Genomic DNA, 20,129 nt, shown 5'->3' with positions numbered 1-20,129 from the left:
CGGCAAGCCGCCATGCGCTTATTGCGAAACGGTCGCGCTTTTGTTGCGCGCCGCGCGCGGCTATGCGCGGGAGTATGGACCACGATACGGCCAATGCCATCACCGGCGAAAATCCCTTCGCGCTGTTCGACGCCTGGTTTGCCGAGGCACGCAAAAGCGAACTCAATGATCCCGAAGCCGTGGCGCTGGCCACTGCAACGCCCGATGCCGCCCCGTCGGTGCGGATGGTGCTGATGAAGGATCACGGACCGCAGCTGGGCGAACACGGCGGGTTCGTGTTCTACACCAATGGCCATAGCCGCAAAGGCGGGGAACTGCATGCCAATCCGCAGGCGGCGATGCTGTTCCACTGGAAGTCGCTGCGCCGCCAGATCCGCATAGAAGGCACGATCGCCGAAGTCGATCCGGCCATGGCCGACGCCTATTTCGCCAGCCGCAGTCGCGATTCACAGCTCGGGGCGATCGCTTCGGAGCAATCGGCACCGATGGGTTCGCGCGCCGAATTCCTCGGCCGGATCGCCAAAGTCACGGCAACGCACCTGGTTGGCAAGGTGCCGCGTCCGCCGCACTGGACCGGGTTCTGCCTGACCCCCAAGGCGTTCGAATTCTGGATGGACCGCCCGTTCCGCCTGCACGAGCGGCGCCGCTTCGAACGCGCCGCCGGGGGCGGCTGGACGAGCGGGCTGCTCTACCCGTGACCGATGCCGGCAAACTGAACCGTAGCGCTGCGCTGGCGTCGATCTCGGTCGCGCTGCTTCTGGTCGCGCTGAAAGTCTGGGCTGCGTGGACCACCGGATCGACGGCAATGCTCGGCAGTCTGGCCGATACGGTGCTCGATCTGGTCGCCAGCCTGGCAACACTGCTGGGGGTCTGGGTCGCGGCCCAGCCCGATGATGAGAATCACCGCTTCGGCCATGGCAAGGCCGAGGCGCTGGCGGCAATGTTCCAAGTGGTGCTGATCTCGATCTCGGCGCTCAGCCTGGCAGCGCGGGCAATCGGACAGTGGATTGCCGGCGTCAGGCCCGACGGTGCGGAAGGCGGGATCATCGTGTCCGGGATCGCCATGGTGGCCACCCTGGCGCTGATCACCTGGCAGCGGTACGTCATTCGTCGTACCGGCAGCCTGGCCATCTCCACCGATCATGTCCACTACCAGTCGGACCTGCTGCTCAATCTCGCAGTCATCGCCGCGCTCGCGCTTGACCAGTATGCCGGCATCGCCGGGGCCGATCCGCTGTTCGGCCTGGGCATCGCCGCCTGGCTGGGCTGGGGGGCGTGGGGCGCATCGCAGCAGGCGGTCAACCAGCTGATGGATCACGAATGGGACGATGAAAAGAAGGCCCGTTTCCTTGAAGTGGTCGCCCGCCATCCCGAACTGAAAGGGCTGCACGACCTGCGCACGCGGACGTCGGGCAACCGCGATTTCGTCCAGTTCCACGTCGCGGTCGATCCGCACATGACCGTGCGCCAGGCCCACGACGTGATGGACGAGATCGAGGACAAGCTGCTTGCGGAATTTCCCGGGATCGAGATTCTGATCCATCCCGATCCGGAAGGCCTGATCAACGAAACCGGCTTGGCCGCCGAAGACCTGCTCGCGGTGCACCAGCGCAGCGAATAGTCAGATATTGCGCCCCTCGCCCGCCAGAAACGCCGCATAGCTGCGCGCAATTCCCTCGCGCAGCGAGACCTTGGGTGACCAGCCCAGCGCGGCCAGCCTGGCACTGTCCATCAGCTTGCGCGGGGTGCCATCGGGCTTGGTCGGATCGGTGACCAGCTCGCCATCGTAGCCCAGCACGTCCATCACCAGCCGCGCCAGATCGATGATCGCGATTTCCTGGCCGGCGCCGACATTGACGTGGCCCATGGCGGAATAGTGCTCGATCAGGTGCACGCAGGCATCGGCGCAGTCGTCGACATAGAGGAACTCGCGCAGCGGCGATCCCGTGCCCCAGATCTGCACTGGTCCGCCGACCTGCTTGGCCTCATGCACCTTGCGGATCAGCGCGGGCAAGACGTGGCTGCCGGCCAGGTCGTAATTGTCGCCGGGGCCGTAGAGGTTGGTCGGCATCGCGCTGATATAGTCGCAGCCGTATTGCTGGCGGTAGGCCTGGGCCAGCTTGATTCCGGCGATCTTGGCTAGCGCATACCATTCGTTTGTCGGCTCGAGCGGGCCGGTCAGCAGCGCCTCTTCCCGGATCGGCTGCGCGGCATCGCGCGGGTAGATGCACGACGAACCCAGGAACAGCAGCTTCTCGACCCCCGATGACTCGGCCCCGGTGAAAACCGCGGTTTCGATCAGCAGGTTGTCGCGCAGGAAATCGACCGGATAGCTGGCGTTGGCCAGGATCCCGCCGACCCTTGCAGCGGCCAGGAACACCGCCTGGGGGCGGTGGTTGTGCATCCACCCCAGCACCGCGCGCTGGTCGGTCAGGTCGAGCGCGTCGCGCTCGGCGGTGAGGACTTCGCAGTCGGCCTCGGCCAGCCGCCGGACCAGCGCCGATCCGACCATGCCCCTGTGCCCGGCGACCCAGACGCGCTTGCCGGTCAACGAATAGAGTGGCGCGGGCGCGGTCATGCTGCGGGCCCGGCTCCGCCGCCACCGCGGATCAGCGCCAGATCGGCCGTAACCATCTCGCGGACCAGTTCGCGCACGTCGGTCCGGTGCTGCCAGCCAAGCTTCTGGTGGGCCTTGCCCGGATCGCCGATCAGCAGGTCGACCTCGGTCGGGCGGAAGTAACGCGGATCGACCGCAACCCGCAGCGCGCCGCTGGCCTTGCAGAAGCCCTGCTCGTCCACCCCGCTGCCGCGCCATTCCAGCGCGATGCCGGCATCTGCGAAGGCCCATTCGACGAACTGGCGCACGCTGGTGGTCTTGCCGGTGGCGAGGACATAGTCGTCGCCTTCATCCTGCTGGACCATCAGCCACATCCCCTCGACATATTCGCGGGCGTGGCCCCAGTCGCGCCGGGCGTCGAGATTGCCGAGGAACAGCGTGTCCTGCTTGCCGCAGGCGATGGCTGCCGCTGCCATGGTGATCTTGCGGGTGACGAAGGTCTCGCCGCGCAGTGGGCTTTCGTGGTTGAACAGGATCCCGTTCGAGGCGTGGATGCCATAGGCTTCGCGGTAGTTGACCGTGATCCAGTAGGCATAGAGCTTGGCTGCGGCATAGGGACTGCGCGGATAGAACGGCGTGGTCTCGCGCTGCGGGACTTGCTGGACCAGGCCGTAAAGCTCGCTGGTCGACGCCTGATAGAACCGGCAGGTCTTCTCGAGGCCAAGGATGCGGATCGCCTCGAGCAGGCGCAGCGTGCCCAGCGCGTCGGAATTGGCGGTATATTCGGGGGTTTCGAAACTGACCTGGACGTGGCTTTGCGCGGCAAGGTTGTAAATCTCGGTCGGGCGGGTTTCCTGGACGATGCGGATCAGGTTGGTCGCATCGGTCAGGTCGCCGTAATGCAGCGTCAGCCGCGGATCGGGATCGTGGGGATCCTGATAGATATCGTCGATCCGCGCGGTATTGAACGAACTTGAGCGCCGCTTGATTCCGTGAACGCGGTAGCCCTTGTCCAGCAGCAGTCGTGCCAGATAGGCGCCGTCCTGGCCGGTAATGCCGGTGATCAACGCGGTCTTGTCGGTCACTTGGGCGGTTCCTTCGGAAAAAGCTGGATAATCCGGGCGATCGCGGCGCGGACCGGGGCGTGCTGACCCTCGTCGGTCTTGCCCAGGCGAACCACGGTCACGCCCTGGCTGGGCGAAACCACGACGAACTGGCCGAGATGCCCGTTCATTGAAAAGGTCGATGCCGGTGCACCCGGCCATTCGACGTGCCCGTCATCCACTTGCGGTCGGTTGAGCCAGGTCTGCGCGCCGTAACCAGGATTGCGCGGGCTGGGCGCGGTCATGAAATCGATCCACGTCGTCGGAACCAGCTGTGCGCCATTTACGGCACCGCGGTTGCGCAGGAATTCTCCAAATCGGGCCCAGTCGCGCGCGGTGCCGTGGATCAGGCTGCCACCGATCAGCGTACCGGCGGCGTCGAATTCAGGGATCATGCTTTTCATCCCCAACGGCTCGAAAATCCGTGTGTGGAGATAATCCTGGACCACCCGGCGGCGTTCGGCCGGGTCGGTGCTGGTGGTCAGCGACCGTGCCGCCAGATCGGACAGAATCACCGTGGTCGCGCTCGAATATTCCCACTTTGCCCCCGGCTCGGCCTCCAGCGGCTGGGCCTCGGCATAGGCGGCAACGTTGTCGCGCCCGTCGAGGAACAGCATCCGCGCGGTGTCGGTCAGGTAGGGCGGCCCCTCGGCCTCGACATGGCGCAGGCCCGAGCGCATCTGCAGCAGCTGGCGCAGGGTAATCTCGCCGCGCGGATCGCCGGGACGCTGCCATGCGGGGACCGGGGCGGATTCGTCAAGCCGCAGGCGCCCGTCGGAGACCAGCATGCCAATCATCACGGCGGTTACCGTCTTGGCCATCGACCAGGAGATGAAACGCGTGTTTTCGTGATAGGGCGCGGCATAGCGTTCGGCCACGATCCGGCCATCCCGCAGCACTACCACCGCCCGCGTATCGGCGGTCTCCGGCGCGGTGAACAGCGTATCGACCGCACGGGCCAGCCGCTCACGATCAATCCCGGGCTTCTCGACCACCGCCTTCAGCGCCGCTGCATCGAGCGGTTCCGGAGCGGGAGGCGCGGCGCTTTGGCTGCTGCAGCCGAACAGGGCTGGCAGCAGGGCAAGGGTCAGGATAAGGGACGGGACGCGCGACCTCATGCCGCGCATCCCTTGCCCAAAGGCTAGCAGATGGCAACCGTTAACCCCGCCCGTCCCCGCCGTGCCCGCAGGCTGCTGTGGCTGGTGCCGCTTGGCCTTGCCGCCGCACTGGCGTGGTTCTGGCAGCCGCTCCACGGCTATGCCCGGGTCGGCGCCGCCTATGGCGCGCGGGTCGCCTGTTCTTGCCGCTTCGAAGGCGGCCGTAGCCTGTCCGATTGTCGCAAGGACTTCGAACCGGGGATGGAACTGATCACGCTCAGTGAAGACAGCGCCGCAAAGAGCGTCACCGCGCGCTTCCCGCTGCTGGCCAGCGACACCGCCACCTACCGCGAGGGCGAGGGCTGTCGCTTGCAGCCGTGGACCCGCTAAGGCGTCGTCAGGCGGCGGGCTGGGTGCTGTCGATCCAGCCGCCGCCGACCACCCGGTCACCGGCATAGAGCACCGCGGCCTGCCCCGGCGCGACGCCGTATTCGGGCTGGGCAAAGCGGATCGTCACGGCGGCGCCGTCGCCGAGCGTTCCCTCCAGCGTTACCGGGACCGGCTTGGCCAGCGAGCGGACCTTGGCGCTCAGCGGCACGCCGGGCAGCGGGCCGATCCGGTTGGTTTCGGTGACCACGGCGCTTGCGACAGCCAACAAGTGCCGGGGCCCGGCAAGCACACGCTGGGTCGCGGCGTCGATCGCGGTGACATAGAGCGGTTCGGGCTGGCCGCCGATTTCCAGCCCGCGGCGCTGGCCAACGGTGAAATGGATGATCCCCTGGTGCTGGCCCAGCACCGCGCCACTGGTCGCATGGACGATCTCGCCGGGCTGCACGCCTTCGGGCCGCACGGCGCGGACGATCCTGGCGTAGTCGCCGTCGGGGACGAAGCAGATGTCCTGGCTGTCCGGCTTGGCCGCCACCCGCAGCCCCTCGGCTTCGGCAATTGCGCGCACCTGTGGTTTGGGCAGGCCGCCGAGCGGGAAGCGCAGGAAATCGAGCTGGGCCTCGGTGGTGCCATAAAGGAAATAGGACTGGTCTCGCGCCGGATCGAGCGCGCGGTAGAGCTCGGGCCCGGCAGCGCCGATTTCGCGGCGGACATAGTGCCCCGTGGCCAGGCAATCGGCGCCCAGTTCCCGCGCCATGCGCAGCAGATCGGTGAACTTGGGCCCCATGTTGCAGCGGATGCAGGGGATCGGAGTGCGGCCGGTAAGGTAATCGTCGGCGAACTGCTCGACCACCTCTTCGCGAAAGGCGCTTTCGTGGTCGACGATGTAATGGGCTATGCCCAGTCGGTCGGCCACGGCGCGCGCGTCGCGAATATCATCGCCGGCACAGCACGCGCCTTTGCGGCCACTGGCCGGACCGGAATCATAGAGTTGCAAGGTAATGCCGATCGTCTCGGCCCCGCTGCGCGCGGCCAGGGCAGCGACCACGGAACTGTCGACCCCGCCTGACATGGCAACAACGATGCGCTTGCCCACCAGCGGCGGTTCCAGTTGGAACAGCGCGGCAAGATCGCGTTCGGCCAGATTAACGGTGTCATGAGCGGCGGACATGCTGCGCGCCCATACACGGGCCGCGCGCCGATGGGAATTGCGCAGTGACGCTGCGCTGTTGCCGCAGGGCGGCGGTGGTGGAATTCGGTAAGCAATCTCTACGCCAGGTAAACCACGGCTTTACCCGATCTTGACCAGTACCGGTCTATCGGGTCGCTTATGGAAATTGCTTTCAACCCCTTCAACGGCCTCAGCCTGGCCAGCCAGTTCGCAGGCGAAGGCCCGATTACCGGCGCTCTCGACTGGTTTTCGCTGCAAACGCGGTTCGCTGCGGCCCATGCCGCACGGCGCGAACTGAACCGATTCGATTCGGGTCAGGCTCTGCCGCGCGGCGACTTCTCCCATTGGGCGCACGGTCCGACTTTTGCCGAACGGGCAAAACCGGACGTTAACCCAATTGATTTAGCAGTTCGCAAAGGAGCCGTGGGCATGGTTGCTGCCGTCGCTGACACTGCACCCCGCAGCGGCCGAGGACTGAAATGATCGAGAACCAGAAAATCCGACCTGCAATGGTGATTGGGCCGCTCGGCGAACCGCTTACGGTCGATTCGCTGCCTTCGCCCGATACCACCCGCTGGGTTGTGCGCCGCAAGGCCGAGGTCGTGGCTGCCGTCAACGGCGGACTGCTGACCATCGAAGAGGTTTGCGAACGCTACAGTCTGACGCTGGAAGAGTTCGCCTCGTGGCAACGCGCGGTTGACCGTTCGGGCATGCAGGGGCTGCGCGTAACCCGTTTGCAGCACTACCGCGACCTCTACGAGCGTCAGTTCAAGTACTGACAAGGCCTGAGAAAAATCCCCTTTCGTCAAGGGCCGACCGCGCTTAGACTCGGTCGGCCTTGTGGCGTGTCCGTATGGTGCGGACGCCATTGGGCAAAAGGGGAGAGCTCACATGCATTTCATTATTGCCCTTATTGTCGGCGGCATCATCGGATGGGTCGCCAGCATGGTCATGAACCGCGACGCCTCAATGGGCATTGTGGCAAACGTGATTGTCGGCTGCCTGGGCTCGATCCTCGGTCGGTTTCTGTTGGGCTTCCTCGGACTTGGCGGCGGTCACCTGCGTGACAATGCCTTCGATCCGATGACTCTGGTGTCCGCGCTGGTTGGTGCGGTGGTTCTGCTTGGCATCGTCAACCTCGTTCGTCGGGGCAGCGTCCGCTAGACCCCGATCTGCGCCGGCACGCTGTTTGCCGAGCGCATTCGGCAGTCTGCCGAGCCGATGATTGCCTTGCGCAGGCCCGGCGTATATGCGCCGGGCCTGCCGGTGCTTGCTTCTGCCGTTCCCATTTGGGCACTTGCCGAAGGTGATTTAGCACTGTAATACAGTCTGACTCAGCCTGTGCCACGCGTTCGATCCGTGGCCCGGCCGGATTACAGCGAAGGCGCATGCGGCAATGAATTTCGATAGCAGAATCAGCAGCTCGGGTACTCTTGTCGACAGCAACGGGGACAATCCGCTGTTCGGTGACGGTTCGGCCGATCGCCGCTCGCGCCGCTTGCTGATCATCGGCGGTGTGGTGCTTGTCGCGGTGCTGATCGGGGTCTGGTTCCTGACTCAGCGCGGCGGCGCCGACGTGGCAACCCAGCCCAAGACCCAGGTCCCTGTAGTCAGCGTGATCACCCCGGGCAGCGGCTCAATCGCTGGACAGATCAATGCCACCGGCACCCTGGCTGCGCGGCGAACCCTGCCGGTCGGCGTTCCCGGCGAAGGCGGACAGATCGTGCGCGTGCTGGTCGAACCGGGCCAGTGGGTCGGTCAGGGCCAGGTCCTCGCAATCATCGACCGTTCGGTCCAGGTGCAGCAGCAGGCCAGCCAGGCCGCGCAAATCCAGGTCGCCCGGGCCAATGCCGAGCTTGCCGATGCCAATTACCAGCGCGCGCTCAAGCTGGTGGACAAGGGCTTCATTTCCAAGGCCGACGTGGATCGCCTGCGCGCGACGCGCGATGCCGCCTATGCCCAGGTCAATGTCGCCGGCGCCCAGCTTGGCGTTCTGCGGGCCCAGTCGGCCCGGCTCAATGTCGTCGCTCCGGCTTCCGGCCTCGTGCTCGAACGCAAGGTCGAACCCGGCCAGGTGGTCAGTGCCGGATCGGGCGTACTGTTCAGCATCGCCAAGGGCGGCGAGATGGAACTGCTCGCCCAGGTCGGCGAAATCGACCTGGCCAAGCTGGGCGCCGGCGTCCCTGCAGAAGTGACGCCGGCCGGATCGGACCGGGTCTTCACCGGGCAGATCTGGCAGGTGGCACCGGTAATCGATCCCCAGTCACGCCAGGGCACGGCGCGGATCGCGCTGGCCTATGCCAAGGAATTGCGTCCCGGCGGTTTCGCCAGCGCGGTGATCAAGGCTGGTGCGGTGACCGCGCCGCTGCTGCCCGAATCGGCAATCCTGTCCGACGAGAAGGGCAGCTTCGTCTATGTCGTCGATGCCCAGAACAAGGCGCAGCGCCGCCCGGTCAAGACCGGTCTGGTCACTGAAAACGGCATCGCCGTGGTCGAAGGGCTGGCCGGGAACGAGCGGATCGTGCTGCGTGCCGGCGGGTTCCTGAACCCCGGCGACACGGTCAAGCCGCAGCTGATCAAGACCAACTGAGGGCGCCTGCGTGAACTTCCGCAACATCTCCGCCTGGTCGATCCGCAACCCGATCATCCCGATCGTGCTGTTCATCGGCCTGCTGCTGGCCGGCGTCGTCTCGTTCAGCCAGATGGACGTCAACGACAATCCGGACATCGATTTTCCGGCGGTCAATGTCACCATTGCCCAGCCAGGCGCCGCGCCGCGGGAAATCGAGACCCAGATCACGCAGAAGGTCGAGGCGGCAATCCGTTCGATCAACGGGGTCGATGAAATCCAGTCGACCGCTTCCGAAGGTGCGAGCAACACCTTCGTCCAGTTCACGATCGGCACCAACACGATCGAGGCGGTCAGCGACGTCAAGAACGCCATCGACCAGATCCGCGGCAGCTTGCCCGACGGGATCCTCGAACCGCAGGTGACCAAGATCAATATCGGCGGCAATGGCCCGATCGGCTACTTTGCGGTCAGCGCGGATGACATGACGATGGAGCAGCTCAGCTGGTTCATCGACGATACCGTGGCCAAGCGCCTGCTGAATATCCCTGGCATGGCCTCGGTCGAGCGGGCGGGCGGCGTCGACCGCGAGATTCGCGTCGTGCTCGATCCAGCCAAGATGCAGTCGCTTGGGGTTACCGCCAGCCAGGTCAACGCAGCCTTGCGCCAGGTCAACGTCGATGCCGCAGGCGGCAAGGCGGAAATCGCCGGGTCGCGCCAGTCGGTCCGTGTGCTTGGAAATGCCGACGATGCATTCAAGCTTAGCCAGAGCCGGGTCAATCTGGGCGGCGGGCGCAGCATCAAGCTGAGCGATATCGCCAGCGTCTACGATGGCTATTCGGAACAATCGTCGATCGCCAAGATGGTGGGCCGGCAGGTCGTCACCTTCGGCATCCAGCGGGCCAAGGGCGCCTCGGACGTCAGTGTCTATGACGGCGCGGTCACCGAGATCGCCAAGCTGGAAAAAGACAATCCGGGGATTCACTTCACCCTGCTCTACACCAGCGTGAAGTACACCAAGGACCAGTACAAAAGCTCGCTCGAGGCGATGATCGAAGGCGCCGTCCTGGCGATCGTCGTGGTGTTCTTCTTCCTGCGCGATTGGCGCGCGACGATCATCAGCGCGATCGCCATCCCGCTCTCCGCGATCCCGACCTTCTGGTTCATGAGCCTGATGGGCTTCGACCTCAACTCGCTCTCGCTGCTTGCGCTGAGCCTGGTCGCGGGGGTGCTGGTCGACGATGCCATCGTGGAAATCGAGAACATCGTCAGACACATGCGCATGGGCAAAAGCGCCTATCAGGCCTCGATCGATGCCGCTGACGAAATCGGCCTGGCCGTGGTCGCGACCACCATGTGCATCGTCGCGGTGTTCCTGCCGGTCGGCCTGATGCCGGGTATTTCCGGCCAATTCTTCAAGAATTTCGGCCTGACCATCGTTGCCGCGGTGCTGGTATCGCTGGCCGTGGCGCGCATGATCACGCCAATGGTTGCGGCCTATTTCCTCAAGGCCCACGGCGAGGAAAGCCACGGCGAAGGCCGCGCCATGGACCTCTATACGCGGGTTCTGGCCTGGACGCTGAACACCGAAAAGGCCGCTGCGATCCGCCAGACGCTGACGCCGGTTCGCGGCCACTGGTGGTATTACATTGTCGAAACGGTCATCGCACTGCTGTCGGTCGTTGCCGCCTTTGCCGCGCGCAGCGGGCTCACGGCCGGTCTTGCTGCGGGCAAGATCGAACTGCCGGCCTGGGCTTCGGTGCCCTTGACCCTGTTCGTCATGATTGTGGCTGGCTGGCTTGCGGGCAAGCTGCTCAGCCTGATCGTGCGTGCGATCGGTGGCGGCATGGCGCGCTATCACGCCTATTTCGTGGCTCGGCTCGGCGCGCGGATGCGCGGCGATCACCGCGTCTGGGCGTTTGGCATGGGCCTAGTCGCGCTGGTCCTGACTTTCGCCTTGCTGACCAACATTCCGCAGCAGTTCCAGCCGACCATCAATGATGATTCGAGCCGGGTGAACATTGAAACGGTTCCCGGCACGACCATCGAGCAGACCGAACAGATCACCGACCGGGTCGAGAAGCTGATCCGCAGCCAGCCCGAGGTTGAGCGCGTCATGGAACGCGTCCGCGAAAGCGATGCGCGGCTGTTCATCATGCTCAAGGAAAAGCGCGACACGACCAGCATCGAGTTCGAGCGACGCCTCGCGCCCCAGCTTGCAGCCTTTGCCGATGCCCGCGTGACTTTCGCTTCGCAGTCAGGCGGGTTCGGCACCGGGCGGGATATCTCGGTCATGCTTTCGGGCAGCGATCCTGATCTGCTGCAGAAAACCGCGCAGACCCTGGCCGACCAGATGCAGAACATACCGGGCGTGGTTGCCCCGCGCATCGCCGCCGACATGAAGCGGCCCGAACTGGTGATCATCCCGCGGCTCGATATCGCGGCACAGCTTGGTGTGACCACCGCCTCGCTTAGCCAGGCGATCCGTATCGCCACGCTGGGCGAGATCGATCAAAACGCGGCCAAGTTCTCGCTCAGCAACCGCCAGGTGCCGATCCGGGTGATCCTGCCCAAGGAATCACGCCGCGACATCGCGACGATCCAGAACCTGCCCGTGCCTACCGCAAGCGGCGGATCGGTGCCGCTCAACCGGGTCGCCGATATCACCTTTGGCGCCGGGCCGACCCAAATCCAGCGTTACAACCAGTCGCGCCGCATTTTCGTCGGTGCCGATCTGGCCCAGGGCGCGGTCAAGGGCGCGGTGACCGAGAAGATCCAGGCGCTGCCGATCATGAAGAATCTGCCGCAAGGCGTGTCCAATGCGCCGGTCGGCGACGAAAAGTGGCAGGCCGAACTGGTGATGAACTTCATCGTCGCGGTGATCAGCGGGATCCTGCTGGTCTTCGCGGTGCTGGTGCTGCTCTATCACCGCTTCGTATCGCCGCTGGTCAACATGACCTCGCTGCTGCTGGCTCCGCTAGGCGGGCTGCTCGCGCTGGTCATCATCGGCCAGCCGATTTCTATGCCGGTCTATATCGGGCTGCTGATGCTGCTGGGCATCGTTGCCAAGAACTCGATCCTGCTGATTGATTTCGCGATCGAGGAAATGGCCCGCGGCGTGCCCAAGCTGGAAGCGATCAAGGATGCCGGGCACAAGCGCGCGCAGCCAATCGTCATGACCACCGTGGCCATGACCGCCGGGATGATCCCGACCGCGCTTTCGCTCAGCGGCGACGGGGCCTGGCGCGCGCCGATGGGCACCGTGGTGATCGGCGGTCTGATCGTCTCGACATTGCTGACCCTGATCATCGTCCCGGCCGGCTTCAGCCTGGCCGACGGCGTTGAAAAGCGCATCGGGCCATGGCTGCGCACCCGCCTGCTGACTTACCAGCCAGGCGATGACACGGCACCGCAGATGCCCCGCCATGACGATCCGGCGGGCGCGACCGGCGGGGCAGCCGCGACTCGCCTTGGCGGGCAATCCGGGCCATTACCGGCCGAGTGACCGCTAGCGAACTCCGCCTGACGCCATCCGCGCTGCCCGCCGATCGGGCCCGGCGGATGCGGCTGTTCGCAACCAGCCTGCTGGTGGTCATGGCGGGGATCTATTTCGTCGCGCGGCATTTCCTCGGTACGCATCCCGCCTGGGGCTATGTCCTGGCCTTTGCCGAAGCCGGCATGGTCGGGGGCATGGCCGACTGGTTCGCGGTCACCGCACTGTTCCGCCATCCGCTGGGCTTGCCGATCCCGCACACCGCGATCATTCCCGAAAACAAGGACCGCATTGCCGACACCATGGCGGCATTCCTGCGCGAATATTTCCTGACGCCGCAAGTCGTGGCGCGGCGGCTCCAGGCGATGAACCTGGCCGGGGCCGCGGGCGACTGGCTGGCCAATCCCAGCAAGGGCGGCAGCACCCGGCTGCGCGATGGTGCCGCCGAACTGATCGCCCAGGTGCTCGAATCGCTCGATCCCGAACGGCTCGGCAACCAGGTGCGGGGCGGGCTGTTTAGGCAGATCGACCGGCTCGAGGTTTCGCCGCTGCTTGGCCAGTTGCTCGCCACCACGATCGCCGACGGGCGCCACATGCCGGTGATCGATTCGCTGGTGCGCTGGGCCGGGCTGACGATCGAGGACAACGAAGCGATCATCCGCGACCTGATCCACCGCCGCGCCAATGCCGTCATCCGCTGGACCGGGCTGGACGAAACCCTGGCCAATTCGGTGCTCGACGGGCTCTACAAGCTGCTCGCCGAAGTGATGGTCGATCCGCAGCATCCGCTGCGCGGCAAGGTTGAGGAAGGGCTGGCCAAGCTCGCCCAGGACCTCCAGCACGATGCCGAGCTGCGCGCCCGGATCGAGAAGATGAAGGGCGAACTGGTCGCCAATCCCGCCGTGTCGACCTGGTGGCAAGGGGTGTGGGAACGGCTGCGCAGCGCCATGCTCGAACGGCTGCGCCGCCCTGCCGGGCAGGGCAGCGGCCAGGTCGCCGAAGCGCTCAGCGAACTTGGCCGGCATCTGCGTGACGATCCCGCGATGCAGCTGCAGATCAACCGCTTTGCCCGCCGCACCATGGTCGGCGTGGCGACCCGCTATGGCGACCAGATCGTCCGGCTGGTTTCCGAAACCGTCAAGCGCTGGGACGCGCGCACCGTGACCGACCGGATCGAAGGCGCGGTCGGCCGCGACCTGCAATTCATCCGCATCAACGGCACCCTGGTCGGCGGTCTGGTCGGGGTGGCGATCCACGCGATCGACCAGCTGTTGTGACCGGCGCGCCGCTCCTTACCACCGAACGGTTCGACCTGTTTCAGCCGCGTGCCGGCGATCATGCGGGCCTTTGCGCCATGCTTGACGATACCGAGACGACCCGGTTTCTCGGCGGCATGGCATCGTCAGCCAGCGATGCCTTCGCCCGCCTGCTGCGCAATGCCGGCAGCTGGGCGCTCTATGGCTATGGCAGCTTCGTGGTGCGCGAGAAGGGCCAGGACCGGATCGTCGGATCATGCGGCGTGTTCCGCAGCTTCCGCGGCTTCGGCGCCGATGTCAGAATGGACGACGTCCCCGAAGCCGGCTGGATCGTCCACCGCGACCTGTGGGGCCAGGGCGCTGCGACCGAAATCATGCGCGCCGTGCTGGCGTGGTTCGACGCGACGCATGGCCGCCAGCGCATCGCCTGCATGATCGAAGAGGGCAATGACGCTTCGGTGCGAGTGGCGGAGCGGCTGGGGTTCACGGCGTGCGGAAGTCACGCACCGGACCAAAGCAGCAGGTTGCAACTCTTCGAAATTTGCGCCTGATCTAAGGGATTTGGAAGCGGGCCGATGACTGGAAGAATCCCGGTACGGCTTGTCCTGATGTCGTTTCTGCTGGCTTGAAGGAAGCCCGCCTGGCTAGCAAATCGCACGTGATTGCCGCAAATTCACTTCCGTTGACCGCGCGTTGAACCGAGCACTTGGAAACGGCACCCTTTTCGTCGACCGAAAGTCGAAAGTTGATCACTCCGCCCTTGTTCTCTCGCAAGGCGCTTTTTGGATAGTCGTCCGCGGATAACCAATCAGCAGGATTCATTTTAGGGATCGGCGAGTGAGCGAGTTGCAACGTCGGGTCGACACCCCAGCTACGCACAAGTTCAGCGAGGCATTTATCCCAGCTTGCGATGGCGCCCTCCAGCGATCCGCTGTTCAAGACAAAGCGCTGCTTCTTCCGGATCGTGATCGATATCGACTTGATCGATTTGCGCTGTTCAGGACTGACAGTGGAAGGGATGGGCCGATTGGCGACGAACGCTGCCTCCACTGCTTTTGGGTCGACTGGGCCAAAGCCATTGAGAGTCAACAAGGACACGTCGACGTGATTGCCGTCGAAGGCGGTCATGGCCGAAGCCGCGTCCAATTCCGGCAGCGAACCGAACGCGACCGTATAACTAGCGCCTTTGTAAATAGGCTTAAGCGGCTTGCCGAAAAGAATCAGTTCAAAGCGTTCACCAGGACGAAACTTGGTCATCTCGATGGACACTTGCTGGTCGCCGTTGCCGAAACTGCGCCGAAGCTTGCAGGATTCGTTCTCGTAGTGAAGATTCCACGGCCCGGCCGGATTAAGTGTAATCGTTGCCAGATTGGCATCATCTGCGAAACTCGCCGTCGACACTGTGCCTAGCAAAAGTGTGATGGCAGATATCTTCGAGAGAAAATTCATCGTTTGAGAGTAATCATAGCTGGACCAAAAGAAAACCCCGCCGAAGCGGGGCTTCCAGTTTTGCTTTGCCTTTGGATCTACAGCTTCCCGGTCAGTTCCGGCACCACTGTGAACAGATCGCCGACCAGGCCGATATCGGCGACCTGGAAGATCGGGGCGTCTTCGTCCTTGTTGATGGCGATGATGGTCTTGCTGTCCTTCATCCCCGCCAGGTGCTGGATCGCGCCCGAGATGCCCACCGCGATATAGACCTGCGGGGCGACGATCTTGCCGGTCTGGCCGACCTGGTAGTCGTTGGGGACATAGCCCGCATCGACCGCGGCGCGGCTGGCGCCGACCGCGGCGCCGAGCTTGTCGGCCAGCGGGAAAATCGTGGCCTTGAAGGTTTCCGCGTCCTTGAGCGCGCGGCCGCCCGAGACGATGATCTTGGCGCTGGTCAGTTCGGGGCGCTCGCTCTTGGCGATTTCCGAGCCGAGGAAGGTGCTGGTTCCGGCATTGCCCGGACCCGAAACGGCCTCGACCGTGCCCGAACCGCCGGTCTCGGCAGCCTTGGCAAAGGCCGTGCCGCGCACGGTGATGACCAGCTTGGCATCGCTCGATTCGACCGTGGCGATGGCGTTGCCGGCATAGATCGGACGGGTGAAGGTCTTGGGCCCTTCGACCGAGAGGATGTCCGAAATCTGCATCACGTCGAGCAGCGCGGCGACGCGCGGCGCGATGTTCTTGCCGGTGGTGGTGGCGGGGGCCAGGAAGGCGTCGTGATGGCCCATCAGATCGGCGATCAGCGGCGCGACGTTTTCGGCCAGCGCGTTGGCATAGGCGGCGTCATCGGCCAGGTGGACCTTGCCCACGCCGGCGATCCTGGCGGCTTCATCGGCCACGCCCTTGCAGCCCGATCCAGCGACCAGCAGATGGACTTCGCCAAGCTGCGCAGCAGCGGTGACGACGGCCAGGGTAGCGTCCTTGACCGAAGTGTTGTCGTGTTCGACCCAAACGAGTGTCTTGGCCATTACGCTACTCCCATTTCCTTGAGCTTGGCGACGAGGGCGTCCACGTCGGCGACCTTGATCCCGGCGCTGCGCACCGGCGGTTCACCGACCTTGAGCGTCTTGAGCCGCGGCGTGATGTCCACGCCGTAGTCCCCGGGCGCCTTGGTCGCGAGCGGCTTGGACTTGGCCTTCATGATGTTGGGCAGGCTGGCATAGCGCGGCTCGTTGAGGCGCAGGTCGGTCGTCACCACGGCCGGCAGCGCAAGCTTCACGGTTTCCAGACCGCCGTCGATCTCGCGCTTCACGACAACCGAATCGCCTTCGACGGTGATTTCGTTGGCGAAGGTCCCCTGGGGGCGGCCCATCAGCGCGGCGACCATCTGGCCGACCTGGTTCGAATCGTCGTCGATCGCCTGCTTGCCGGTGATGATCAGCTGGACGCCTTCTTCCTCGGCAACGCCCTTGACGATCTTGGCCACCGCCAGCGGCTCAACTTCCACGCCGTCGTCGACCTGGACCAGCACGGCGCGGTCGGCGCCCATCGCCAGCGCGGTGCGCAGCGTTTCCTGGGCCTTGGCCGGACCGACGCTGAGGGCGACGATTTCGGTGACCACGCCCTTTTCCTTGAGGCGGATGGCTTCTTCGACGGCGATTTCGTCGAAGGGGTTCATGCTCATCTTGACGTTGGCAAGATCGACGCCGCTACCATCGGACTTGACCCGCGGCTTCACATTGTAGTCGATCACGCGCTTCACGCAGACCAGGGCTTTCATGAGGTTCAAGCCTTTCCCGTTGAATGACGCTGCTGCGCCTAGTTTACGTTTACGGAAACGTCAACCCGTCTTCAAGCGACCGGTTAACCGCCGTGCGATTCCGCCTTTGCCGCGCATTCCTATGCGGTCAAGGGGCAAACCGGACTTGACCGCCTGACCGAACGGGAAGGGCCGGACCTGCACCTGGCAGGACCGGCCCTTTGCGGTCACGTCCGGACAGGTTCAAGCTGCCTTGCGCACTTCCGCGACGATCTTCTTCGCAGCATCGCCCAGATCACTGGCGGGAACGATCGGCAGTCCCGAATTGGCCAGGATTTCCTTGCCCTGTTCGACGTTGGTCCCTTCAAGGCGAACGACCAGTGGCACCGACAGGTTCACTTCCTTGGCCGCGGCAACGATGCCCTCGGCGATGATGTCGCACTTCATGATCCCGCCGAAGATGTTGACCAGGATGCCCTTCACTGCCGGGTCCTTGAGGATGATCTTGAACGCCGCGGTGACCTTTTCCTTGTTGGCGCCGCCGCCGACGTCGAGGAAGTTGGCCGGAAACTCGCCGTTCAATTTGATGATGTCCATCGTCGCCATGGCCAGGCCCGCGCCGTTGACCATGCAGCCGATGTTGCCGTCGAGCTTGATGTAGGCGAGGTCGTACTTCGACGCCTCGATCTCGGCCGGGTCTTCCTCGGTCTCGTCGCGCAGCGCGATGACATCGGGGTGACGGTAGAGCGCGTTCGAGTCGAAGCTCATCTTGGTGTCGAGCACCATCAGCTTGCCGTCGCATTCGGCCAGCGGGTTGATCTCGATCATCGCGCAGTCGAGCGCCATGAAGGCGTCATAGAGCTGCTTGCCAAGGACCTGCGCCTGTTTGGCCAGATCGCCCTTGAGCTTGAGCCCGAAGGCCAGCGCGCGGCCGTGGTGCGGCATGAAGCCCTGGGCCGGATCGATGGTGATCGTGGCGATCTTTTCGGGGGTGTCGTGGGCCACGTCCTCGATGCTCATCCCGCCTTCGGTGCTGGCGATCATCGCGATCCGTCCGGTCGCCCGGTCGACCAGCATCGACAGATAGTATTCCTTGCCGATGTCGACCCCGTCGGTGATGTACAGCCGGTTGACCTGCTTGCCGGCATCGCCGGTCTGGATCGTCACGAGGGTATTGCCGAGCATGTCCTTGGCATGGGCCTCGACTTCCTCGAGACTCTTGGCGAGGCGTACGCCGCCCTTGGAGCCGGGGGCGAGTTCCTTGAACGTGCCCTTGCCGCGCCCGCCAGCGTGGATCTGAGACTTCACCACATAGAGCGGGCCGGGAAGCTGCCTGGCCGCCTCGACAGCTTCGGCGACAGTCATCGCGGCAATGCCCTTGGGGATGGCAATGCCGAACTTGGCGAGCAGTTCCTTGCCCTGGTACTCATGGATGTTCATTGATCGACTCCTTGCGGGGAGAAAGGCGCGGTGCCCTGGGTCGCCGTGGGCCTAAGCACAGCGCGGCAGGGTTGAAAAGTCCTCCAAAGGTGGCAGACAGAAGAAATATGAACGCCAGTTGCGAACCGTTTGCAAGATCAGCCGCTGCGACCCCGGCAGGCGCGCCGTGATCGACCGCGATAGGCTTGAAACGATCGTGCGCGAGGCCGGACGGATTGCCCTCGCGCGCTGGCCGGGGCACGGTCATGCGCTGGAGAGCTGGGAAAAGCAGCCGGGCGACCCGGTCAGCGAAGCCGACATGGCGGTCGATGCCTTTCTCAAGCGGGAACTGGCCGCGCTGCTGCCTTCGGCCGGCTGGCTTTCGGAAGAGACCATCGATGCACCCGAGCGGCTGGCCGGTGACCTGTTGTGGCTGGTCGATCCGGTCGACGGCACCCGGGACTTTATTCGCGGACGGCCTGGCTGGGCCGTCTCGGTCGCACTGATCAGCAGCGGCCGCCCCTTGCTGGGCATGCTCGCAGCTCCGGCACGGGACGAGTTCTGGCATGGCGAATCGGGACGCGGGGCATGGCGTAATGGCCAGCGGCTGGTCTCCAGCACCCGCGAGACACTGCCAGGCGCACGGGTACCGGCGCTCGCGCTTCCGCCATCCGATATCGACCTGACCATGGTCGACCAGCCCAACTCGATCGCGCTGCGCATGGCCATGGTCGCCGCTGACGAGGCCGATCTGGTCGCCACGCTGCGCTGGGGCTTCGAATGGGACATCGGCGCAGCAGCACTGATCGCGCGCGAAGCCGGCGCGGTGGTCACCGACGCCTTCGGCGCGCCGCTCAATTACAACAAGCGCGATCCCCGGGCCTTCGGGGTTCTGGTCAGTTCACAGGGCATCCATGCGGCGGCGGTTGACCGGCTGGCCGGGCGGGCGACGGAGCTGGCGGGTTAGCGCGGTCGGCTGAATTCCAGCTGCGATGCGGGGATGCCGAAGGTCTTGCGGAAGGTCCGGCTGAGATGGGCCGAATCGGCGAATCCGGCGAGGTGCGCGGCTTCGGTCAGCGAGTGTCCCGCCGCATAGCACGCCACGGCCCGTTCCAGACGCTGCCACAGGACAAAGGCTTTGAACGGCAAGCCGGTCTCTGCCGCGAAAAGATGGCGGGCACGGCTGGGTGAGAGACAGGCACGGTCGGCAACCGAAGCCAGATCGACCCTGTCGTCCAGAGTTGCCCGGACCTGGTCGATCATCGCCTGCACTCTGGTATCCAGCGCCGCGGATGGCGCTTCGCCGCAAAGCGTCGTCACCACATCGCGGCCGATCGCGATGAATTCGGCATCGCCGGCATTGGCGGCAAAGCCGGCGTTCAGATCGGCAATGGCGGGGGCAAAGGGCGCCGGATCGAAATCAACCAGCGACGCGCCCGAGGGGAATTGCGCAGTAAGGACCCGACCCGCCGTGCTTTCCGGTTCGATGAAAAGCAGGGCGACCTTGCCGGTAGCGGTAAATCCGTGGCGATGATCCGCAGCGACGGCCGCAACCGGGCCATTACAGGACCGCACGCCGTCAGAGAGTACAAACCCGCCTTCAAGCGAGAGCGTCACCTGATGGGCATGGTGCGCGTGAACCGATGCGCCAGAATCCTTCCCGTCCGAGGCAAGCACCCACAGGCTTGCGCCCTGCCAAACAAAAACACGTCCGCGGCCGGCGATCTGCATGGAGTCAGTCTAGCGCCTTTGCACAGGTGTGTCGCTGCTTTGAAGTTTAGCCCCTTCGTTCAAGCCCGCTCGATCGCAAGCGTGCAGATAGGCGGCACCCAAACACACAAGGAGCCTACCATGACCAAGCAATGCCAGTGCAACCCGTGCAATTGT

The 20,129-nt window shown here is 64.7% G+C and carries 20 protein-coding genes; 11 read left to right on the top strand and 9 right to left on the bottom strand.

Going from position 1 to position 20,129, the window contains the following annotated elements:
* Positions 1-74 precede the first annotated feature (74 nt).
* Complete coding sequence (gene pdxH / locus ACFFF7_RS10055; RefSeq protein WP_379481219.1) at positions 75-698, top strand: pyridoxamine 5'-phosphate oxidase; 624 nt, start codon at positions 75-77, stop codon at positions 696-698.
* Complete coding sequence (locus ACFFF7_RS10050; protein ID WP_379481218.1) at positions 695-1,621, top strand: cation diffusion facilitator family transporter; 927 nt, start codon at positions 695-697, stop codon at positions 1,619-1,621. Before pdxH ends, ACFFF7_RS10050 begins: the two co-directional genes overlap by 4 nt.
* On the opposite strand, the gene ACFFF7_RS10045 is transcribed toward ACFFF7_RS10050, so the two are convergent.
* Genes ACFFF7_RS10045 through ACFFF7_RS10035 form a run of 3 tightly spaced genes read right to left on the bottom strand, consistent with a single transcriptional unit; the run spans position 1,622 to position 4,778 of the window.
* The gene (locus ACFFF7_RS10045; protein ID WP_379481217.1) at positions 1,622-2,578 is read right to left on the bottom strand and encodes a GDP-L-fucose synthase family protein; all 957 of its coding nucleotides are present in this window, start codon (positions 2,576-2,578) and stop codon (positions 1,622-1,624) included. It abuts the gene before it with no gap.
* A complete protein-coding gene (gene gmd, locus ACFFF7_RS10040) occupies positions 2,575-3,642 on the bottom strand; it encodes a GDP-mannose 4,6-dehydratase (protein ID WP_379481216.1) in 1,068 nt (355 codons plus the stop codon). The genes ACFFF7_RS10045 and gmd overlap by 4 nt, the downstream gene beginning before the upstream one ends.
* Positions 3,639-4,778, bottom strand: coding sequence for a serine hydrolase domain-containing protein (locus ACFFF7_RS10035; RefSeq protein ID WP_379481215.1), 1,140 nt, complete (start codon positions 4,776-4,778; stop codon positions 3,639-3,641). Before ACFFF7_RS10035 ends, gmd begins: the two co-directional genes overlap by 4 nt.
* 30 nt (positions 4,779-4,808) lie before the next feature.
* On the opposite strand from ACFFF7_RS10035, the gene ACFFF7_RS10030 reads away from it, so the two are divergent.
* Entirely contained in the window at positions 4,809-5,147 is a 339-nt protein-coding gene (locus tag ACFFF7_RS10030; protein WP_379481214.1) for a hypothetical protein, read from the top strand.
* Between the two features lie 7 nt (positions 5,148-5,154).
* On the opposite strand, the gene mnmA is transcribed toward ACFFF7_RS10030, so the two are convergent.
* The gene (gene mnmA, locus ACFFF7_RS10025; protein WP_379481213.1) at positions 5,155-6,315 is read right to left on the bottom strand and encodes a tRNA 2-thiouridine(34) synthase MnmA; all 1,161 of its coding nucleotides are present in this window, start codon (positions 6,313-6,315) and stop codon (positions 5,155-5,157) included.
* Positions 6,316-6,474: 159 nt separating this feature from the next.
* On the opposite strand from mnmA, the gene ACFFF7_RS10020 reads away from it, so the two are divergent.
* The 7 genes from ACFFF7_RS10020 to ACFFF7_RS09990 all read left to right on the top strand — a co-directional run bounded on the left by ACFFF7_RS10020 (position 6,475) and on the right by ACFFF7_RS09990 (position 14,184).
* Complete coding sequence (locus ACFFF7_RS10020; protein ID WP_379481212.1) at positions 6,475-6,798, top strand: hypothetical protein; 324 nt, start codon at positions 6,475-6,477, stop codon at positions 6,796-6,798.
* Positions 6,795-7,094: a CtrA inhibitor SciP gene (gene sciP, locus ACFFF7_RS10015; RefSeq protein WP_379481211.1), complete on the top strand. Its 300-nt coding sequence runs from the start codon at positions 6,795-6,797 to the stop codon at positions 7,092-7,094. The genes ACFFF7_RS10020 and sciP overlap by 4 nt, the downstream gene beginning before the upstream one ends.
* A 112-nt stretch (positions 7,095-7,206) precedes the next feature.
* Positions 7,207-7,479, top strand: a complete 273-nt coding sequence (locus ACFFF7_RS10010) for a GlsB/YeaQ/YmgE family stress response membrane protein (RefSeq protein ID WP_379481210.1) — start codon at positions 7,207-7,209, stop codon at positions 7,477-7,479.
* 232 nt (positions 7,480-7,711) lie between these two features.
* A complete protein-coding gene (locus ACFFF7_RS10005) occupies positions 7,712-8,905 on the top strand; it encodes an efflux RND transporter periplasmic adaptor subunit (protein ID WP_379481209.1) in 1,194 nt (397 codons plus the stop codon).
* A 10-nt stretch (positions 8,906-8,915) separates the two neighbouring features.
* The gene (locus ACFFF7_RS10000; protein WP_379481208.1) at positions 8,916-12,389 is read left to right on the top strand and encodes an efflux RND transporter permease subunit; all 3,474 of its coding nucleotides are present in this window, start codon (positions 8,916-8,918) and stop codon (positions 12,387-12,389) included.
* A 56-nt stretch (positions 12,390-12,445) separates the two neighbouring features.
* Entirely contained in the window at positions 12,446-13,654 is a 1,209-nt protein-coding gene (locus tag ACFFF7_RS09995) for a DUF445 domain-containing protein (protein ID WP_379481843.1), read from the top strand.
* Positions 13,651-14,184: a GNAT family N-acetyltransferase gene (locus ACFFF7_RS09990; RefSeq protein ID WP_379481207.1), complete on the top strand. Its 534-nt coding sequence runs from the start codon at positions 13,651-13,653 to the stop codon at positions 14,182-14,184. Before ACFFF7_RS09995 ends, ACFFF7_RS09990 begins: the two co-directional genes overlap by 4 nt.
* A 1-nt stretch (position 14,185) precedes the next feature.
* On the opposite strand, the gene ACFFF7_RS09985 is transcribed toward ACFFF7_RS09990, so the two are convergent.
* From ACFFF7_RS09985 to sucC, 4 genes are all read right to left on the bottom strand, one after another.
* Positions 14,186-15,082 (bottom strand): energy transducer TonB, encoded by an 897-nt coding sequence (locus tag ACFFF7_RS09985; RefSeq protein ID WP_379481206.1) that lies wholly within the window; start codon positions 15,080-15,082, stop codon positions 14,186-14,188.
* A 77-nt stretch (positions 15,083-15,159) separates the two neighbouring features.
* Entirely contained in the window at positions 15,160-16,092 is a 933-nt protein-coding gene (locus ACFFF7_RS09980; RefSeq protein WP_379481205.1) for an electron transfer flavoprotein subunit alpha/FixB family protein, read from the bottom strand.
* Positions 16,092-16,844 (bottom strand): electron transfer flavoprotein subunit beta/FixA family protein, encoded by a 753-nt coding sequence (locus ACFFF7_RS09975; RefSeq protein ID WP_379481204.1) that lies wholly within the window; start codon positions 16,842-16,844, stop codon positions 16,092-16,094. The genes ACFFF7_RS09980 and ACFFF7_RS09975 overlap by 1 nt, the downstream gene beginning before the upstream one ends.
* Positions 16,845-17,066: 222 nt before the next feature.
* Positions 17,067-18,263 carry an ADP-forming succinate--CoA ligase subunit beta gene (gene sucC, locus ACFFF7_RS09970; protein WP_379481203.1) on the bottom strand — a complete coding sequence of 399 codons (1,197 nt, stop codon included), beginning with the start codon at positions 18,261-18,263 and terminating at the stop codon, positions 17,067-17,069.
* 166 nt (positions 18,264-18,429) lie between these two features.
* On the opposite strand from sucC, the gene ACFFF7_RS09965 reads away from it, so the two are divergent.
* Positions 18,430-19,209: a 3'(2'),5'-bisphosphate nucleotidase CysQ gene (locus ACFFF7_RS09965; RefSeq protein ID WP_379481202.1), complete on the top strand. Its 780-nt coding sequence runs from the start codon at positions 18,430-18,432 to the stop codon at positions 19,207-19,209.
* On the opposite strand, the gene ACFFF7_RS09960 is transcribed toward ACFFF7_RS09965, so the two are convergent.
* Positions 19,206-19,973, bottom strand: a complete 768-nt coding sequence (locus ACFFF7_RS09960) for a helix-turn-helix transcriptional regulator (RefSeq protein ID WP_379481201.1) — start codon at positions 19,971-19,973, stop codon at positions 19,206-19,208. The two genes, ACFFF7_RS09965 and ACFFF7_RS09960, sit on opposite strands and share 4 nt — an antisense overlap.
* Positions 19,974-20,129: the final 156 nt, after the last annotated feature.

It is taken from the genome of Novosphingobium aquiterrae (assembly GCF_042434435.1).
In the GTDB taxonomy this organism is placed as follows: Bacteria; Pseudomonadota; Alphaproteobacteria; order Sphingomonadales; family Sphingomonadaceae; genus Novosphingobium; species Novosphingobium aquiterrae.
This window is presented reverse-complemented; position numbering and strand designations above follow the sequence as displayed.

Coding starts and splice junctions, on each gene's coding strand:
- ACFFF7_RS10005 (WP_379481209.1), top strand. CDS start 7,712: ATGAATTTCGATAGCAGAATCAGCAGCTCGGGTACTCTTGTCGACAGC.
- sciP (WP_379481211.1), top strand. CDS start 6,795: ATGATCGAGAACCAGAAAATCCGACCTGCAATGGTGATTGGGCCGCTC.
- pdxH (WP_379481219.1), top strand. CDS start 75: ATGGACCACGATACGGCCAATGCCATCACCGGCGAAAATCCCTTCGCG.
- ACFFF7_RS09980 (WP_379481205.1), bottom strand. CDS start 16,092: ATGGCCAAGACACTCGTTTGGGTCGAACACGACAACACTTCGGTCAAG.
- ACFFF7_RS09995 (WP_379481843.1), top strand. CDS start 12,446: ATGCGGCTGTTCGCAACCAGCCTGCTGGTGGTCATGGCGGGGATCTAT.
- ACFFF7_RS09960 (WP_379481201.1), bottom strand. CDS start 19,973: ATGCAGATCGCCGGCCGCGGACGTGTTTTTGTTTGGCAGGGCGCAAGC.
- ACFFF7_RS10030 (WP_379481214.1), top strand. CDS start 4,809: ATGGCAACCGTTAACCCCGCCCGTCCCCGCCGTGCCCGCAGGCTGCTG.
- ACFFF7_RS10045 (WP_379481217.1), bottom strand. CDS start 2,578: ATGACCGCGCCCGCGCCACTCTATTCGTTGACCGGCAAGCGCGTCTGG.
- mnmA (WP_379481213.1), bottom strand. CDS start 6,315: ATGTCCGCCGCTCATGACACCGTTAATCTGGCCGAACGCGATCTTGCC.
- ACFFF7_RS09985 (WP_379481206.1), bottom strand. CDS start 15,082: ATGAATTTTCTCTCGAAGATATCTGCCATCACACTTTTGCTAGGCACA.
- sucC (WP_379481203.1), bottom strand. CDS start 18,263: ATGAACATCCATGAGTACCAGGGCAAGGAACTGCTCGCCAAGTTCGGC.
- ACFFF7_RS10020 (WP_379481212.1), top strand. CDS start 6,475: ATGGAAATTGCTTTCAACCCCTTCAACGGCCTCAGCCTGGCCAGCCAG.
- ACFFF7_RS09975 (WP_379481204.1), bottom strand. CDS start 16,844: ATGAAAGCCCTGGTCTGCGTGAAGCGCGTGATCGACTACAATGTGAAG.
- ACFFF7_RS10035 (WP_379481215.1), bottom strand. CDS start 4,778: ATGAGGTCGCGCGTCCCGTCCCTTATCCTGACCCTTGCCCTGCTGCCA.
- ACFFF7_RS10010 (WP_379481210.1), top strand. CDS start 7,207: ATGCATTTCATTATTGCCCTTATTGTCGGCGGCATCATCGGATGGGTC.